The 17,148-nt window shown below is 64.7% G+C and carries 20 protein-coding genes, 2 pseudogenes and 1 riboswitch; of the genes and pseudogenes, 17 read left to right on the plus strand and 5 right to left on the minus strand.

All coding sequences use genetic code 11. The features are described 5' to 3' along the window. Position 1: 1 nt before the first annotated feature. Positions 2-199: riboswitch (cyclic di-AMP (ydaO/yuaA leader) on the minus strand. Between the two features lie 239 nt (positions 200-438). The 17 genes and pseudogenes from QN084_RS01100 to QN084_RS23975 form a co-directional block, all read left to right on the plus strand. Next, positions 439-756 (plus strand): heavy-metal-associated domain-containing protein, encoded by a 318-nt coding sequence (locus QN084_RS01100; protein WP_069694924.1) that lies wholly within the window; start codon positions 439-441, stop codon positions 754-756. Positions 757-1,030: 274 nt separating this feature from the next. Next, positions 1,031-1,501 carry a hypothetical protein gene (locus tag QN084_RS01105; RefSeq protein ID WP_069695209.1) on the plus strand — a complete coding sequence of 157 codons (471 nt, stop codon included), beginning with the start codon at positions 1,031-1,033 and terminating at the stop codon, positions 1,499-1,501. Between the two features lie 145 nt (positions 1,502-1,646). Beyond that, positions 1,647-2,288, plus strand: a complete 642-nt coding sequence (locus tag QN084_RS01110; protein WP_069694925.1) for a DUF305 domain-containing protein — start codon at positions 1,647-1,649, stop codon at positions 2,286-2,288. Between the two features lie 100 nt (positions 2,289-2,388). Further along, on the plus strand, positions 2,389-3,270 hold the full coding sequence (locus QN084_RS01115) for a F510_1955 family glycosylhydrolase (RefSeq protein WP_083261870.1): 882 nt from the start codon (positions 2,389-2,391) through the stop codon (positions 3,268-3,270). Positions 3,271-3,274: 4 nt separating this feature from the next. Further along, positions 3,275-4,024 (plus strand): cytochrome c biogenesis CcdA family protein, encoded by a 750-nt coding sequence (locus QN084_RS01120; protein WP_069694926.1) that lies wholly within the window; start codon positions 3,275-3,277, stop codon positions 4,022-4,024. Between the two features lie 43 nt (positions 4,025-4,067). Further along, complete coding sequence (locus tag QN084_RS01125; RefSeq protein WP_069694927.1) at positions 4,068-5,624, plus strand: multicopper oxidase family protein; 1,557 nt, start codon at positions 4,068-4,070, stop codon at positions 5,622-5,624. A gap of 11 nt (positions 5,625-5,635) precedes the next feature. Further along, positions 5,636-6,547 carry a prolipoprotein diacylglyceryl transferase gene (lgt, locus tag QN084_RS01130; protein WP_069694928.1) on the plus strand — a complete coding sequence of 304 codons (912 nt, stop codon included), beginning with the start codon at positions 5,636-5,638 and terminating at the stop codon, positions 6,545-6,547. Beyond that, positions 6,544-7,179 carry a thioredoxin-like domain-containing protein gene (locus tag QN084_RS01135; RefSeq protein ID WP_069694929.1) on the plus strand — a complete coding sequence of 212 codons (636 nt, stop codon included), beginning with the start codon at positions 6,544-6,546 and terminating at the stop codon, positions 7,177-7,179. Before lgt ends, QN084_RS01135 begins: the two co-directional genes overlap by 4 nt. Before the next feature lie 21 nt (positions 7,180-7,200). Next, complete coding sequence (locus tag QN084_RS01140) at positions 7,201-7,458, plus strand: hypothetical protein (RefSeq protein ID WP_069694930.1); 258 nt, start codon at positions 7,201-7,203, stop codon at positions 7,456-7,458. 2 nt (positions 7,459-7,460) lie between these two features. Further along, entirely contained in the window at positions 7,461-8,363 is a 903-nt protein-coding gene (locus tag QN084_RS01145; protein WP_083261871.1) for a cytochrome c oxidase assembly protein, read from the plus strand. Positions 8,364-8,556: 193 nt separating this feature from the next. Further along, positions 8,557-9,210: pseudogene (locus tag QN084_RS01150) on the plus strand (TlpA family protein disulfide reductase). A 136-nt stretch (positions 9,211-9,346) separates the two neighbouring features. After that, the gene (locus tag QN084_RS01155; protein ID WP_069694931.1) at positions 9,347-9,841 is read left to right on the plus strand and encodes a hypothetical protein; all 495 of its coding nucleotides are present in this window, start codon (positions 9,347-9,349) and stop codon (positions 9,839-9,841) included. 212 nt (positions 9,842-10,053) lie between these two features. Beyond that, positions 10,054-10,380 (plus strand): ArsR/SmtB family transcription factor, encoded by a 327-nt coding sequence (locus QN084_RS01160; protein WP_069694932.1) that lies wholly within the window; start codon positions 10,054-10,056, stop codon positions 10,378-10,380. A 142-nt stretch (positions 10,381-10,522) separates the two neighbouring features. Continuing rightward, positions 10,523-11,440, plus strand: coding sequence for a cation diffusion facilitator family transporter (locus tag QN084_RS01165; RefSeq protein WP_069694933.1), 918 nt, complete (start codon positions 10,523-10,525; stop codon positions 11,438-11,440). 98 nt (positions 11,441-11,538) lie between these two features. Further along, positions 11,539-11,964, plus strand: a complete 426-nt coding sequence (locus tag QN084_RS01170) for a hypothetical protein (RefSeq protein WP_259362420.1) — start codon at positions 11,539-11,541, stop codon at positions 11,962-11,964. Beyond that, positions 11,955-12,080, plus strand: a complete 126-nt coding sequence (locus QN084_RS01175) for a hypothetical protein (RefSeq protein ID WP_275775144.1) — start codon at positions 11,955-11,957, stop codon at positions 12,078-12,080. Before QN084_RS01170 ends, QN084_RS01175 begins: the two co-directional genes overlap by 10 nt. A gap of 62 nt (positions 12,081-12,142) precedes the next feature. Further along, positions 12,143-12,205 (plus strand): annotated as a pseudogene (locus QN084_RS23975) (hypothetical protein); the annotation flags it as partial. A 75-nt stretch (positions 12,206-12,280) separates the two neighbouring features. Here QN084_RS23975 and QN084_RS01180 read toward each other — a convergent pair. The 5 genes from QN084_RS01180 to QN084_RS01200 form a co-directional block, all read right to left on the minus strand. After that, a complete protein-coding gene (locus tag QN084_RS01180) occupies positions 12,281-12,622 on the minus strand; it encodes a YnfA family protein (protein WP_069694934.1) in 342 nt (113 codons plus the stop codon). Positions 12,623-12,802: 180 nt separating this feature from the next. Beyond that, entirely contained in the window at positions 12,803-13,903 is a 1,101-nt protein-coding gene (locus QN084_RS01185; RefSeq protein ID WP_069694935.1) for a VIT1/CCC1 transporter family protein, read from the minus strand. 322 nt (positions 13,904-14,225) lie between these two features. Beyond that, positions 14,226-14,729, minus strand: coding sequence for a signal peptidase II (gene lspA, locus QN084_RS01190; protein WP_069694936.1), 504 nt, complete (start codon positions 14,727-14,729; stop codon positions 14,226-14,228). Further along, a complete protein-coding gene (locus QN084_RS01195; protein WP_069694937.1) occupies positions 14,726-16,681 on the minus strand; it encodes a heavy metal translocating P-type ATPase in 1,956 nt (651 codons plus the stop codon). Before QN084_RS01195 ends, lspA begins: the two co-directional genes overlap by 4 nt. Beyond that, positions 16,678-17,067: an ArsR/SmtB family transcription factor gene (locus tag QN084_RS01200; RefSeq protein ID WP_069694938.1), complete on the minus strand. Its 390-nt coding sequence runs from the start codon at positions 17,065-17,067 to the stop codon at positions 16,678-16,680. Before QN084_RS01200 ends, QN084_RS01195 begins: the two co-directional genes overlap by 4 nt. Positions 17,068-17,148 lie beyond the last annotated feature (81 nt).

Genomic DNA, 17,148 nt, shown 5'->3' on the forward strand with positions numbered 1-17,148 from the left:
AAGGGCCTCTCCCACTGCCTGCGAGGTTAGCTGTCGGATTCGGATGGGAGACACCCGGCCGGGCCGGTACGCAAAACGCACCAGACACGGCTTCACCCCAAGACCCGCTTTAAGCAGGCCGTTGTTGGGTTCCCCGTCTCTGCCGGACGAAAGTTGCGAACGGATCCCGGGCAGCGGCAGAGTTAGGCAATCGACTCGGGAGTGCCGCATTCGGCGAAACCGGCACGGCTTAGACCGTAGTTCACACAAGCAGCATTTGTCACATTTGAATAACGGCGAGTCCGACGTCACACGTGTCCCATTTGTTGGAGATACCCCCCAGGGGTAAGCTATGGGTGTTGTCCGTGAAGTGGTATGTCCCGGCAGTGCACCGCACCGCCTCTCACAGCCGTTCAACCCCAGCGCCCATTACTCCTTCGTCAAGGAATGGAAACTGACATGTGTGGAACCGAAAACCGTACCCAGCTGCCGCTGGCCTCCTCCGCATCGGGGTGCAGCTGCTGCTCGACCGAAGCCTCCTCTGAGCCCACCACAGCCGCAGGCACCGGCGCCGTTGAATTCGCTTTGGATGGTCTGACCTGCGGGCATTGCGTGCAGACTGTTGAGAAGGCCGTCGCTGCCCTTGATGGTGTGGAATCGGCCTCCGTTGATCTCGTCCCCGGCGGCCGCTCCCGCCTGCTGGTGGGAGGCAGGGCCGATGAGGCAGCCGTGCGGGAGGCTGTCACCTCCGCTGGCTACACCCTTGCCAGCACCTAACATCCGCACTTCCACACTTCCACTGCGGACCTCCTCCCGGGGGCGTTGTGCACCCCGGGAGGAGGGCAATGGACGGGCCACCGGTCCCGCTGGCACACGGGCGGCCGGAATCCGCTCCTGAACAGGCGTCGCGGATCGCCCCGTTCATCACTAGCCGGTGGAAACAGTGAAACCAAATCCCATCCAGACGCGTTGAAAAGGCGGTAACCGGAAGGGACAACACCCCCTTGCCGGTACCCTTATGACATCGAACCTGCACGGAAAGGAGGAAGTTGTGACTACGACACCCTATGGTCGCTTCACCGCCTTCCTCCTGCGGGCAGGATTCCTGACCGCGGCCCTGGCCATCATTGCCGGCATTTTCGGCATGCACGTCATGACCGGTGCCCACCACATGGCACCAGGCCCTGGCATGACAGCGGCAGGCCCCTCCACGCTGCAGCTGCAGGCCATGCCGGCCGGCCACTCGCATGTAACGGGGACGACCACCGGCGCGGCCGCCATTGAGACTGCGGTCACCGGTGGCTCTTCTTCTACCTGCGCCCCGGCAGGTTCGTGCCCGGAAATGTCGGCCGGCGACGGTGCCTGCGTCCTGGCCCCGGGAAACACCACCCTCTCAGCCCCGATGCCGGGAACAGCCCCCTATGAGCTGCCTGCTATTGGTGCCGCCGCTGCTCTCAGCAGCACCTACTCCTACTCACCGGGCAGCCCCTCCCCCGGTGACCTCTGTATCAGCCGGACGTAAACCACTCCTCTGCGCCGAGCTCTCCACCGGCGCACCGTCCAGCCAATGACCTGCATGAAACAGCCGAGCCCGGCGCGGGTTTGCCGCTGCATGCCATCACCAAGGGCGCCCAGACGCCGCTGATACTTTTGAGGACCTGATTTTCATGAAAAAGACCCTGACAATTTCTGCTGCCGCCCTCGCCGCAGCCCTCGCTCTTGCCGGTTGCTCGGCCGGGTCGGGCTCCGGCAGTTCCGGGACCGGCAGCATGTCCGGCATGAACCACGGCAGCTCCGGGATGTCATCGGACTCCGCCCCGGCAACTTCAGCAGCAGCTATGGCTGAGTTCAATGACGCGGACACGATGTTCGCACAGATGATGATGCCGCACCATGTCCAGGCAGTAACGATGAGCGACATCATGCTCAAAAAAGCGGGCCTTCCCCCCGCTGTGACGGACCTGGCCACCAAGATCAAGGCAGCCCAAGGCCCGGAGATCGAAAAGATGACCAGCTGGCTTCAAAGCTGGGGCCAGCCCACGATGATGCCCACCGAGATGTCTTCTGCGCACAGCATGGAGGGGATGATGGGCGAGGATGACATGGCCAAACTCGAGGCCGCCCAGAGCGCCGAAGCCGCCAAACTGTTCCTGACCCAGATGATCGCCCACCACGAAGGCGCGGTCATGATGGCCAAGACTGAAACCACCAACGGCAAGAACGCGGACGCGGTCCAGCTCAGCGAGGACATCGTCAGCTCCCAGGACGCCGAGATCCAGGAAATGAAAGACCTGCTGGCCACCCTGTAGCCAGCATAAGTCCGGTGCCGGCCCCTTCCCCACCCCCCCGGGGGGCCGGCACCTCCCCTTCATTCTTCCCGGTTCATCCGGCCCACCCCTGGAGTTTCCCGTGCCCCTGCATTCTTCACCCCGTCACCGGCCTGTTGCTGCCCTCGCAGCGGCCAGCGCCCTGCTGTTTACGCTGTCCGCATGCACCCCGGGCGCAACCGCCGCTCCGGGCGCCACACCCGCTCCCGCCGCCTCAGGCCTGCCCAGCTCCCACGTCCACGGTTTAAGCGTGAACTCCGAAACCGGACAGATACTGCTGGCGACCCACGAGGGGCTCTTCGACATCTCAAAAAACACGAGTGTCAAAATTGGACCCACAAACGATCTGATGGGTTTCACGGCCGCCATGGACCAGGGCGTGTTTTACGCCTCCGGCCATCCCGGCAAAGACTCGACAATGCCCAATCCGCTAGGTCTGATCAAGAGCACGGACGGGGGAAAGACCTGGGAACAGGTCTCCCGGCAACGGGAATCGGACTTCCATGCGCTCACGACAACCAAGTCCGGAATCGTCGGCTTTGACGGAACAATGCGGACCAGCACGGACGGCACGACGTGGAAGCCCGCCGCTGCCGGCTTCACCCCGGCCGTCCTGGCCGGGAACCCGTACAGCGACACCGTGCTCGCAACAACCCCCGAGGGCGTCCAACGGTCGGCGGATGCCGGGACCACGTGGACCCTGGTCCCGGCGGCGCCGGTGATTCAGTTCGCCGCTTTCGCCAGCACCGCCGAAGCAACGGGTGTCGCCCCCGACGGCACCGTCTATATCTCCACGGATGGGGGCCTCAGCTGGAAGAGCACCGGAAAGATTGACGGCAGTGTCCAGGCCGTGGCCGCCTCCGAGGGATCCGAAGGCAGTCCGTGGATCTGGGCCGCCACCACTGCCGGGTTGGTCGTCTCTACCGACGGCGGGGCCACCTTCCGTCCCGCTGACGCCGCCTGAGCCGATGGACATCGGCGGGTTCTTTGCCTCCACCGTTACCTCCGGTGCGCTGCTGATTGCCATCCCGCTGGCAATGAGTGCGGGCCTGGTATCGTTCCTGTCCCCCTGCATCCTGCCCCTGGTGCCCGGCTATCTCGGTTTCGTCTCCGGCCTGACAGATCCGACACAGCCGAAGAACCGGCGCCGTGTCCTGGCGGGCGTGGGGCTGTTCGTGCTCGGATTCGCGGCAGTCTTCACCCTGTACGGGGCAGCATTCGGTGCGATCGGTTCCTGGCTCCTGCGGTGGCAGGACGCACTCATGCGCGGCATGGGCGTTGTGGTAATCCTCATGGGGCTGGCGCTCCTGGGGCTGATGCCGTGGCTGCAACAGACCCGCAAAATCAGCCTCGGCCGACGGACCGGCCTGGCCGGGGCCCCGCTGCTCGGAGTGGTCTTCGGGCTCGGCTGGACACCCTGCATGGGTCCTACCTTGAGTGCTGTACTGTCGCTGAGCGTCACAACAGGCAGCGCCGGACGCGGGGCGCTGCTGGCGTTCGCGTACTGCCTGGGGCTCGGCATTCCCTTTGCCCTCACAGCCCTGGGACTGGGGTGGGTCAGCAACGCTCTGACCTTCGTCCGCAAGCACATCCGTGCCGTCAACATTGCCGGCGCCTCCATGCTTATCGTCCTGGGCATCCTCATGGTTACCGGAGTCTGGGTCCAGTTCATCTATCAGCTGCAGAACCTCTCCGGAACCTTCCTCACCCCCATTTGACATCCGGCGGATGCTGCAAAGTCCGCCTACTGAAGGAACAGTTATGTACACCAACCTCAACCGTCGCCGCTTCCTGGCCTTGTCTGTGGCAACCGCCTCGGCCGCGGCACTGGCGGCCTGCACCCGGAACCCCGAACCGAGAACAACGGCAGAACGCGTTCTGCCCACCGACCCTGTAGTCACGGACTATGAATCCCGGCGCCCCTCCTCTGGGAACACCGTGAACCAGCCCCTCAACGCCGCTGCTTTCACTGCAGCGGTGGCCGGCAAAACCGTCAGCACCTGGGGCTACAACACAGGCCTGGCAGCTCCCACCATCCGTGCCAAGGCCGGGGACCGGCTCACCGTGAACCTGAACAATGCCCTGCAGGAGGAGACCTCCATCCACTGGCACGGGCTTGCCCTGCGCAATGATCAGGACGGCGTCCCAGGCCTCACTCAGGACCCCGTGGCCGCAGGAACCGAATTCGCCTACGACTTCCGGCTCGCCCACCCCGGCACCTACTGGTACCACTCCCATGTCGAAATGCAGCGCGAACGCGCCCTCTACGGAGCACTCATCATCGAGGATCCAGCCGAAAAACTCGTGTACGACCGGGACTGGGTCATCGTCCTCGACGACTGGATGGACGGCATCACCGGCACCCCGGACGACGTCGTGAAAGAACTCTCCGGCGGCATGCCCATGTCCGGCTCCATGCCCGGCATGGACCATGGATCCATGGGATCCACGCCCGCCCCCTCCGGAGGATCATCAGGCATGAAACACATGTTGATGGGCTCCCGCAGCGACTTCCTCGGCGGCGACGCCGGCGACGTCAGCTACCCGTTCCACCTCTTCAACTCCAAAGCCCCGGACCAGGCAGAGATCCTGACCGCCACGACGGGGCAAGTCATCCGGTTAAGGATCATCAACGCCGCGGGGGACACTGCCTACCGCGTCGGGATCCCCCGCCAAAAGCTCACCCTCACCCATACGGACGGGTTCCCGGTCCAGCACCAGGACGTTGACGCCGTCGTGCTCGGCATGGGCGAACGCATCGACGCCCTCCTCACCGTCAGGGAAGGCTTCACGCCCGTGATGGCGCTGGCCGAGGGTAAAACCGGCCAGGCACTCGGGTTCATCAGCACCGGCACAGGCAAACAGCCGCTTCCGGCAACACTGCCGAACAAGCTCGAAGGCACCGTCGTCGACGGCGGCCAACTGAAGGCCGACCCCACGGTCACCCTGGCGGACAAAGCCCCCGACCGGACCCACGACGTTCACCTCACCGGCACCATGGCGAAATACGACTGGGGCATCAACGGCAACCGCTTCGACATGACCAAGCCGCTCGAGAACGCCTTCGACATCAAGGCCGGCGAACGCGTCGAAGTGAACTTCATCAATGACACCGCCATGTGGCACCCCCTGCACCTGCACGGACACACTTTCCAAGTGTCCGGCGGGGGCGCGCGCAAAGACACGGTCATTGTCCGGCCCAAACAGACCGTGACGGTGATCTTCGACGCCGACAACCCGGGCCAGTGGCTCACCCACTGCCACAACGCTTACCATGCCGAACGAGGCATGATGGCCGTCTTCTCCTACACCAAATAAGGGACCTGACCATGAACGCCGCTGCCGCGATAGAACTGTTCTTTCCCTCCCCTACAGTCAGCGCCTTCCAGCTCGGGCCGCTGACCATACGCTTCTATGCCCTCGCCATCCTGGCAGGCATCGTGGTCGGCGTCTGGCTCACCGCCCGCCGGCTCCGGGCCCGGGGTGGCACCACGTCCCAGACACTGGACATCGTGGCATGGGCAGTACCCTTCGGCATTGTCGGAGGAAGGCTATACCACGTCATCACGGACAACCAGCTCTACTTTGCTCCGGGAAAGGACCCGTGGGGTGCGCTCCGGATCTGGGAAGGAGGTCTGGGGATCTGGGGAGCCGTCGCCCTCGGGCTCGTCGGCGCACTCATCGGCGCCCGGCGCGCAGGGGTCCCCTTCACCGCATTCGTGGACGCCGCCGCCCCAGGCCTGCTCATAGCGCAGGGGCTGGGACGCTGGGGCAACTGGTTCAACAACGAGCTCTACGGGGGGCCCACGGACCTGCCCTGGAAACTCCAGATCCATGCCATGAACCAAGCCACGGGCCAGGCCCTGACGGCACCTGACGGTACCCCCGACATCATCGGCTACTTCCAGCCGACCTTTCTTTACGAATCGCTCTGGTGTCTGGCGGCCGCGGCCCTGCTCATGTTCCTGGACCGTAAGTTTTCACTCGGCGCGGGATCAGTGTTCGCGTTGTACATAACGCTCTATACCGCCGGCCGGTTCGTGTTCGAGCTGATCCGCTCCGACTACGCCAACACCATCCTGGGGCTGCGGGTCAACACCTGGGTAGCGGCGCTGCTGTTCATCGCAGGGCTGGTTCTGTTCCAGATCCGCAGGCGCCGGCCACGCTCGGCCGTCGGGCAGGTCCACGGCAGCACGACCCGGCACACTCCTGACATTCAAAGCAAAGGAACACCGCTATGAGCAACGCGGATAAGCGACGCAGTGAACACCAGGCGATAGTTGCCTCGATCCGGGCCACGCAGAAAGCAAAACAACGCAAATGGAACCTTCTGGTCTATGGAAGCTTTGGCCTCATCCTGACGGCCATCATCACCGTTGTAGCCATCACGGTGGTGGGCTCCGTCCAGGAACGCAACCAAGCGGCGGCAGAAGCACGGAAACCCATCGAAGGTGTCCAGACTTTCGCTGATCTCTCCCGCAACCACGTCCAGACAGCTGTGAACTATGCGCAGGAACCCGGCGTGGGAGGGGACCACGCCCCGGTGTGGACGAACTGCGGGGTTTACACGGACCCGATAAACGAACAACGCGCCGTTCATTCCCTGGAACACGGCGCCGTATGGCTGAGCTACAGGCCGGACCTGCCCGCCGCCGACATCGCAACGCTCACAGCTTTGGCCAAGGACAAGCCCTATGTGCTCCTGAGCCCTGACAAGGAACAGAGCGCCCCCGTTGCCGCCACGGCCTGGGGAACCCAGCTGACGGCCCAGAACGCCGACGACACGCGCATTCCCGCGTTCATCCGTGCCTACGCACAATCACCCAACGCACCCGAACCCGGCGCCGCCTGCACCGGCGGAACCAACGGCTGACCGGCTTCGTCAAGGAACACGATGAAAAACTACCGCAAGCCAAAACAAGAGACCGACGCCGAATCACGCCACCGCCGGCACCGGCGGCTCGTCCGCATCGGACAGGTGCTCATGGCCGCCGGTGCCCTCGTCGCCATCAGCCACTGGATCGCCCACCTGGCCGCTACAGGGCAGGGGCCCAGAATTACCGAGGACATCTTCATCGGCTACCCCACCGGTGGCCTGCTGCTGCTCTTCGGCGCTGTCATTGCTGGCCGCACCGAGACGAAGAAACGCTGAGCATGCCGCCCCTTGATATTGTCCTGACCTCCTGGACCGTGAACTGGCCGGCCCTGGCGCTCCTGACCACGGCCGTGCTGCTCTACGCCCGGGGCCTCCGGGCCGCCCGGCAACGGCGGATCCGGTGGCCGTGGCGGCGCACCGCGACGTTCTACGCCCTGGGCCTGGGCAGTTTCGCCGTGCTGAGCTTCGGATTTACCGGGGTGTACAGCCACGATTTACGGTGGGTCTTCACCCTGAAGATCACCTCATACCTGTTCATCGTCCCGCTGCTCCTTACTGCAGGCAAACCCCTCACCCTGGCCAGGGCAACCCTCGGACCCGCCGGTACGGCAAGGCTGGACCGATTTCTGGCACACCCTGTAATGCGGGCGCTGAGCAACACCGTCGTCGCCGCGCTGCTGGGCCTGGGAATCTTCACCCTTTTCCTGACGCCCCTGTTCCACCCCCTGCGGACCGACCCGTTCTGGGACATGGCCCTCACCGTTCTCGTGCCGCTGACCGGGATGCTGATGGTCGTGCCCATCATCGAAGATGCCTCGTCGAAGACCGTCAGCGCACTGATCATCGTCGAATTCATCTACGTATTCATCGAACTGGTCGCGGACGCCGTGCCCGGGATCATGATGCGGATCAGCCCGCAGATCCTGGACGGCGCCACCGTGCCCCTCACGGGCCATCCAGGCTGGCTCCCGGGACCGCTCCGGGACCAACAGCTTGCTGGTGACCTACTGTGGTTCCTGGCGGAAATAGTCGACGTGCCACTCATCATCCTCATGTTCGTCCGCTTCGCCCGCAGTGACCGGAATGAAGCGAGCTCCTACGACAGCCTCACCGAGGAGCAGCTCGAGGCGCTCAACCGCGAACATTTGAACGGGCCGAACGTAACCCAGGGGCCGTCGTGATGCCGGAGGCAGCATGCCTTTTTCCCGGAAGGCGCCAGAGCATCGACGCTCCCTGCATACCGGCCGGCGCCAACACTCATACCGGGCAAGCCCTTGCTCGAAGGACCACTCCCAAGATTTGCAGCCCTAATAAAAGGCGCCCGGACGGCTCGTGGATGAATGTCGACCGGGCCCTCACCCAGAACAGCAAGGGATGATCGTGCACGATTTCACACCCCCTCTCCCCCCTCGGTCTGATCAGGGAAAAGCCCCTATCCTTTCACGGCGAAGGCTGATTTCCGCTGCCCTATTGGGGGCAGCGAGCATCACAGTCCTCGCAGGATGCGGTTCCAATGACGCCCTTGCCCAACAAGCGAAGGCGGGTGATAACAAGAACTACATCGCCGGGGACGGTTCCGTCACCGAATATGCCCCCTCGCAGCGGACCCCGCCGGTGGTATTGACCGGCAAGCTCTACGACGGGACTGCCGTCAGCTCAGCGGACTGGGCAGGCCAAGTCGTCGTACTTAATTTCTGGTACGCCGCCTGTGCGCCCTGACGGCTCGAAGCCCCGCGCCTGGAGGCCCTCTGGGAGCAGTTTCAACGGGACGGAGTCCGGTTCTACGGCGTCAACATCAGAGACGAGGAACAAACCGCCACCGCCTTTGAACGGACGTTCGGCATCACCTATCCGAGCATGGAGGATAAGAACGGCGGGATCCTGCTGGCAATGGCGCAATACGTTCCGCCGCAGGCCGTACCCACGACCCTCGTCCTGGACAGGCAAGGGCGGGTCGCCAGCAGGATCCTTGGCCTGGCAGACCAGGGCATCCTCAAGACCCTGATCCTCAGCGCACAGGCTGAATGAGGGCACACGGGAAATCAAGTGGACTGTCCGTGACGATGGGCCCGGTCCGGGGAGGAGAGGCCTTGGGTGACCCGGATGGTCAGGGAATCTTAACGAAAGAAGTCGCTTTCGGACAGCACGAATGAGCGGATAGTGCATGGAAATTCAGAAGAACATGTGGTGTACGGATGCAGCGACGATGCTGGATGTGGTTCTAGACCGTGCCGCCATGGAGGCCCGGCTCGCAGACTGCACAGCCGTGGAACGAGTATGGGTACTCACCCTCTTGGGCCACAGCGATGAGGCGATCACGGAAGGCCATGCGCTCGTGGAAAGCTCGGAGGATCCATTCAAGGCCTTGCTTGTCCTGGCCCACGCTTACCAAAGGACCTACCGATGGAGGGAGGCTGCAAGACTCCAGGAAGAGGCCCTCTGTTTAGCCCGTACCCGAACCCGGGAAGCTCTCGTACGCCATCAGATCGGCAGGCGCCTTTTCGACGAAGGACTGTACGCCGCCGCCGCTGCCGAATTTGAATGGGCCCAGGATCTGTACCGCCACGCGGGAAGGGCGCGCCAAGCCGAAACGTCCGGACAAGCCAAAGACCGGGCCCTGAACGTTCATCGACAAGCCCCGTTTACAGAGAACCCCTGACAGTGCGTTCGGGGAAGCGGGGACCAACCTACAGTGCGTGTGCAGCAGCTCCAGCTGAGATCAGAAGTCGTTTGCACGGAATGTCAGAAGTCCTCTGCACTGCGGGGGTGCCGTTCAGCGTTGGCCGCGCCTTCTGCGTAGTGGCTTAATGGTGCCCTGGCAGGGATCAGCCCAAACCCTCGTTAGTACATGAATATCTGTACCATGAGAGTATGCAGACTCTTTCTACGACAGATGTTCTAGCCCGGTTCGGCAAGGCGCTGGCTGACCCGACCAGGTCCTCAATTCTGCTCCGGCTCAAGGACGGCCCTGCGTTCCCCGCAGACCTGGCCGAATCCATCGGGGTGAGCCGGCAGATCCTGTCCAACCACCTGGCCTGTCTGCGTGACTGCGGCCTTGTCGTCGCCGAACCCGTGGGGCGCCGGGTGCGGTATGAACTCTCCGACGCCAGGCTCGCCCACGCGCTCGGTGATCTGCTTCAGGTCATCCTCACGGTCGAGCGGATCTGCACCTGCCCGATCGAGGACTGTGCCGTATGAGTGCGGTCACCGTCGAATGCAGAACAAACGGCGAGGAAGCTGGCACCGGCAAGCCCGTGACGGCTGAGCAACCGTCGGCGTGCAGCGGACCCGGCAGATGCGACGACCAGCCCAAGAATTTGCCTATCTGGAGACTGAACCCATGAGCGGACACGACCACAACCACGCAGTGGATCCGGCGGCCAACCGCACCCGGCTGATCCTTGTCCTCGCCATCACGGTCCTGGTAATGGCCGCGGAGATCATCGGGACGGTCCTTTCCGGCAGCCTGGCCCTGCTGGCCGACGCCGGCCACATGTTCACCGACTCGGCCGGCCTGCTCATCGCACTCATCGCCTCCTCCCTGGCCTTGCGTCCCGCGACCATGAAGCGGACGTGGGGATTCAAACGCGCCGAAATCCTCGCCGCGGCCCTGCAGGCCGGACTGCTGCTTATCGTTGGCGCGTTCGTGATATACGAGGGCATTCGCCGCCTGCTGGACCCGCCCGAGGTCGGATCCTCGCTGATGCTCTGGTTCGGCATCATCGGCCTGGCCGGCAACGCCGTAGGCCTGCTGGTCCTGGCGGGCGGCCGAAAACACAACTTCAACATGAGAGCCGCGTTCCTGGAAGTCCTCAACGACGCGCTGGGCTCCGTCGCCGTCATCGTCGCCGCCGTCGTCATCGCCCTGACCGGATGGACGCGCGCGGACGCGGTCGTATCCCTGCTGATCGGGGCGCTCATCATTCCCCGCACCCTGCGGCTGCTCATGGAGACTGTCCATGTCCTGCTGGAAAGCACACCGAAGGGTCTGGACCTGAATCAGGTCCGGAAGCACATTCTGGCCCTGCCGCACGTCATCGATGTCCACGACCTGCACGCCTCACTCGTCGGCTCCGGCACCCCGATCATCACCGGGCATGTGACCCTGGAAGATGAGTGTCTGACCGACGGTCACGCCTCCGAGATCCTGGCGGAGCTGCAGCAGTGTGTGGCCGAACATTTCGACGTCTCCGTCGAACACTCCACGTTCCAGCTCGAACCGGCCGCCCACCGCGACCAGGAACACCTGCCCCACTAGGACAAGGAACAACTCCTGAGCAGTGCCGACGGCACCACCACACTCAACGACCGCGGTCTGCTGCTGCGCCGCGGGCTGCGCCTTGAATACGCAACCCTGTGCTGAATGTCATCGGCCTGGGCGTCCTGGCCGCCGCCGCACTCGGCGCAGGGTCCCCGGCCCTGGCCGGGTTCGGTCTGGATTCCCTGACCGAGGTCTTCGCCTCCCTGGCCGTGGTCTGGCAGCTCAAGGGCGTCCACAAGGATCGGGAGAACCGGGCGATGCGGCTGATCGGGGTGGCCTTCGCGGTGCTCGCCGCCTACCTGTCTATCCACCTGGTCATCGTCATGGCCGCCGGTCTTCGGCCCGCCACCTCCGGATTGCGGATCGTGTGGACGGCCCTGACCTTCGTGGTCAGGCTGGCCTTGGCCCTGGGCAAGATCCGCACCGGGTACGCCCTGGGAAATCCGGTGCTGCGCGCCGAAGGGAAAGTGACCCTGGTCGATGCGTACTGGCCGGCGCGGTGCTGGCCGGGGTGGTCCTGAACGCGCTGTTCGGGTGGTGGTGGGCCGACCCTCTCGCCGGGGCCATTATCATCTATTACGCCGTCCGCGAGGCACGCCACGCCTTCAAGCACACCGCCGATGAGGCCGCGGCATGAGCGCAATCCAGACCAGCAGTACCTTGCCCTGCCCGGAATGCCGCAACCAGGAGACCCGGGACATGCCGACGGACGCGTGCACGTATTTCCACCGCTGTCCCGCGTGCGGGCTCACCAGCAAGTCGAAGCCCGGCGAATGCTGCGTCTTCTGCTCCTACGGCAACACCCGGTGCCCGCCGATGCAACCCCCTGATCGCGTCCTAGGAAACAGGTGTGCGGGGAGCAAACATGATCACGGCCACCCCCGCAATGCAGATCACGGATCCGATGACGTCCCAGCGGTCGGGACGGAACCCGTCGAAGACCATTCCCCACGCCAGCGACCCCGCCACAAACACGCCACCGTAGGCGGCAAGGATACGTCCAAAGTGAGCGTCGGGCTGCAAGGTGGCAACGAAACCGTAGAGGCCCAGGGCGATGATCCCGATCCCGGCCCACCACCAGGCGCGGCCCTCCCGAACTGCCTGCCACACCATCCACGCGCCGCCTATCTCGGCGACGGCGGCCAGGATGAACAGCAGCACAGATTTTGCAATCGTCATGATCCTCATCATGCCGTACGTTTTTGGGCATCCCGCGGCGGCCGGAATCGATCGGACTGCAATGCGGGCCCGATAATCCAGGCACCAGCCCGACGGTGACCATCACCGTGCCGGCCATCTGTGTGGACGCGGGCTGAGGGTCCGGCCCGTCCGAGGGCGGACCGGGTTCTGTCGTGCCGCCTACGCTGTGCTGGTTCCGAACAGCATTCCCAGCAGGTACGTCACGGTTGCTGCGCCGTAGCCGATGGTCAACTGGCGTAGTGCCATCTTCAACGGAGCCCCGCCGGAGAGCAGGGCAACGATGGCGCCTGTGGTCAGCAGGGCAAGGCCGACGATGATGCCGGCGACGACCAGCGCGGTGATGCCTTCCAGCCCGAAGAGGTACGGGAGCACGGGCAGGATGGCGCCGGAGGCGAAGAACAGAAAGCTCGAGGTGGCCGCGCCCAGACCGGTGCCGACGGCTTCATGCTTATCGTGCTCCGGGGATGTCACGATCGGTTTCTCGTGCGGACTTTGCAGCGTCTCAACGGCTTTTGCATTCGCTTCGTCTTCTGCCATACCCCGGGCACGGTACAGGAGCGCCAGTTCGTTGGCGTCGCCGTTCAGGTGCGGAAGCCGGGCGTGTGCGTCCTCGTTCGGTGTTGATGCTTCGAGCAGTTCGCGCTGGGAGCGGACGGAGACGTATTCCCCGGCCCCCATGGACAGTGCGCCGGCGAGAAGACCGGCCACCCCGCTGAGCAGGACCACCGCGTTGGAGGCGCCGCTGGCACTGATACCCATCACCAGGGAAAGGTTGCTGACAAGTCCGTCGTTGGCGCCGAAGACGGCCGCACGGAAGCTGCCCGAGAGCCTGTTTCTTCCCCTGGTGGCGAGGGCACGGACGATTTCCTCATGGATCTGCTCGTCGGCAGCCATGGTGGCGGTGGCGTGGGCATCGCCCGCGTAGGGGGAACGCGCTTCGGCGCGCTGGGCCAGGGCGAGGACGAAAACGGAACCGAAGTGGCGGGCAAGAAAGCCGACGAACCGGGTCCGGAGGCTTCCGCGGCGCGGCTTGCCTGCTTTATCGCCGAGCTTGTCCAGCCAGTGCTGTTCGTGCCGGGTTTCGGCCTCGGCCAGGGCCAGGAGGATCTCGCGTTCCTCCCCGGTCCGGCGGCCTGCAAGGTCCCGGTAAACGGCCGCTTCGGCCCGTTCGTCGGCCAGGTACTGGCGCCAGCGGCGAAGGTCCGCGGGGCTCGCACTCCGGGAAGCGGGGGTGGCGTCTGACTTTGGCAGGTGGGTCATGGTCATCCTCAAAGGCAATACCCTGGCCCGGACCCGCTTGAATTTAAGGGTTCCCCGGTCAGAGTGGTGTCTGACCGAAGGTCTCGCTCGCCCGGCACCTACTGGGCCGGGTGGCGCACCGGGCGTCCTGTTGGAGGATGCCAGTATGTCGATGCGCCGCCGCGTCCGCGATATGCGGACGGTGGGAACTACTCCCCTTCGATAAGACAAGTCTTACATATAACTGCCATCGATGCATGCGTTTGCATCTTTTTCGGTTAGCCGAATTTTCGTCCCCCGGAAGGCCTTCAAGCGCCAATTCGGTGTGCCGTGGGGTTCCTACTTAGGCCCCGGTCCGCGGAGAGTCCATGGCGCCGAGGACCAGAAGCGCTACTCCGGTGGTGACGAACACGTCTGCCAGATTGAAAGTAGGGAACCAGCCGCTGTGCAGGTAGTCCACGACGCCCTGCCCGTCGAGCCTGTCGATGAAGTTCCCGGCGGCGCCACCGAGCAGCAGGGCCGCTCCCGCTCGGGAGAGGCCTGTCACGGACGGGGCGGTGGAGACGGTGTACCAGGTCAGGATCACAATAATTAGCCCGGTCGCGGCTATGACGATCCAGGGTGCCAGGTCCGCGCCGAAGCTGAAAGCGACACCACGGTTGTAGAGCAGTCGGACGTTGATCGGACCCAGATCGGTCGTCGTGCCGGTGGAAAGTTGAGCTTCGGCCAGGGCCTTAACGGTCAGGTCTGCGGCTGCCAGTATGGCGGCCCAGAGCAGCAGCACCGTCCTGAATCGTCGTGCCGTCCGGGCAGGTAGGCCCGGACGGGCTGCGGCGGAGGCGCTCACGCTGCCGGTTGCAGGGCCGGAACGGGCTGAGCGGACCGGAGCGTGGTGTTGCGGCTGATTCGTCCTGCCCTCACGCCGTTGGCGATCACGACGATTTCGGCCAGCTCGTGGATGAGGACGACGGCGGCCAGGCCGAGCATGCCGAACAGTGCCAGCGGGATCAGTATTGCGATCAGCAGCAGGGACAACCCTACGTTCTGGAGCATAATGCGTCGGGTCCGCCGGGCGTGGTCCAGGACCTGAGGCAGGTGGTTCAGGTCCTCGCCCATCAGGGCGATGTCGGCGGTTTCGATCGCGACGTCGGTGCCCATGGCCCCCATCGCGATGCCGGTGTCCGCCGTGGCAAGTGCCGGGGCGTCGTTGACGCCATCGCCGACCATCGCGGTAGGCGCACGGCTTTTCAGCGTGCGGATGATCTCCGCTTTGTCTTCAGGGCGGAGGTCGGCATGGATCTCTGTGATGCCCGCGTCCTTGGCCAGTGCCGTGGCGGTGATGAGGTTGTCTCCGGTGAGCATGGCCGTGGTGTAGCCGGAGGCGCTCAGCCGGGCGATGACTTCGCGGGCTTCGGGCCGCAGCTCGTCGCGGACCGCGACGGCTCCGATGACCTGGCCGTCGTCCTCGATCAGGACAGCCGTTGCGCCGGCGTGCTGCATCCTCTCGACCTCTGCGGCCAGCGGGCCGGCGTTGATCCAGCCCGGGCGGCCGAGGCGGACGGTCCGGCCATCCAGCCTGCCTTCCAAACCGGCACCGGGGACGGTGTCAACATCGGTGACGGCCGCACGGTCCGTTGCGGCTGCGAGGATGGCGCGGGCGAGCGGATGTTCGCTGCGGGCCTCAAGGCCGGCTGCAAGGGCCAGAACCTGTTCCCGGGTGGCGGTCCCGGTCGCCGCGACATCGATCACGGCGGGCTTGTTGCGGGTGAGCGTTCCGGTCTTGTCCAGCGCAATGGTGCGGATTTTGCCGAGAGTTTCCAGGGCGCCACCGCCCTTGATGAGCACGCCGATGCGGCTGGCCGCGCCCACGGAAGCGACGACCGTGACGGGTACGGAGATCGCCAGTGCGCAGGGCGAGGCCGCGACCAGGACGACGAGAGCGCGTTCGAACCACAACAGCGGTTCCCCGACGATGAAACCGAAGACGATGATCAGCACGGCAGCGATCAGGATGCCGGGGACGAGCTTTTTGGCGATGGAGTCGGCCAGGCGCTGACCCGGGCCCTTGCGGGACTGCTCGGCCTCCACGATGTGCACGATCCTGGCCAGCGAGTTGTTCTCCGCGGTGCTGGTGACTTCGACCTCGAGCGGGCCGGTGCCGTTAATGGACCCGGCGTAAACCTCTGTTCCCGGGCCTGCCTCGACCGGCACGGACTCCCCGGTCAGCGCCGAGGTATCCAAGGACGTGCGCCCGGTGATGATCCTGCCGTCGGTAGCCAGACGCTCCCCGGGCCGGACAACCATCCGGTCCCCGGAGATGAGTTCTGCCGGGTCAACCGTGACCTCGGTGCCGCCGCGCAGGACGGTCGCCTCGGCCGGGACCAGGTCCAGCAGGGCGCGCAGGCCACGGCGGGTTTTCGCCAGTGAGTACTCCTCAAGACCTTCGGAGGTGGCGTAGAGGAAGGCCAGCATGGCCGCCTCCTCGTACTGCCCGAGGGCGACCGCGCCGGCGGCGGCGATCGTCATCAGCGTCCCGACCCCGATTTTGCCCTTCAACAGGCGTCGGACGGTCGAAGGAACGAACGTCCACGCAGCCACCAGCAGCGCAATAATTTCCAGGGGAAGCGTCAACCACTGCGGCGCACCGTACAGGGACACGATCCACCCCGCCAGGAGCAGCAGCCCGGCAAATGCAGCCGCGCGGACCTCGCTGACCTGCCAGAAACCAACGGCTTCCTCTGCTTCTTCGGATCCGCCGGTTTCGGGTTTGTCGTCGCCGCAACCGCAGGCATCACTCATCGCGCATCCTGCTTCGTCAATGCGGTCCCGGTGCTGCCGATACCGTAGTTCGGGCAAAGGCTGACCGCATTGCCCGTAGCCGCCAGCAGGACTTCGGCCTGGGCAAGCATGTCCATCAGTTCCGGACGCGACAGGGAGTAGTAAACGCTGCGGCCCTGAACCCTTCCTTCCACCAGGCCGCACTCGCGCAGACACGCTACATGCGCCGAGACAGTGGACTGCGCCAAGCCCAGCTCGCCGGTCAGATCACCGACGCGCACCTCACCGCCGGCCATCCGCTTCACAATGGCCAGCCGGGTCGGGTCGCTTAGGGAATGAAAAAGGGCCGCGGCCGGGTCGAGTCGCCCGCACTGATCAGCAGATTCCAACAGTCCTATTATCGACATATGGCGATGATAGCGCAAAAGCCTGCTGTTATCGGAAGATTGCCATGGACGAAGGCGCTCGACCGCATGTGACATCCGGGT

This window comes from Paenarthrobacter sp. R1 (genome assembly GCF_030264015.1).
Classification (GTDB): Bacteria; Actinomycetota; Actinomycetes; order Actinomycetales; family Micrococcaceae; genus Arthrobacter; species Arthrobacter ureafaciens.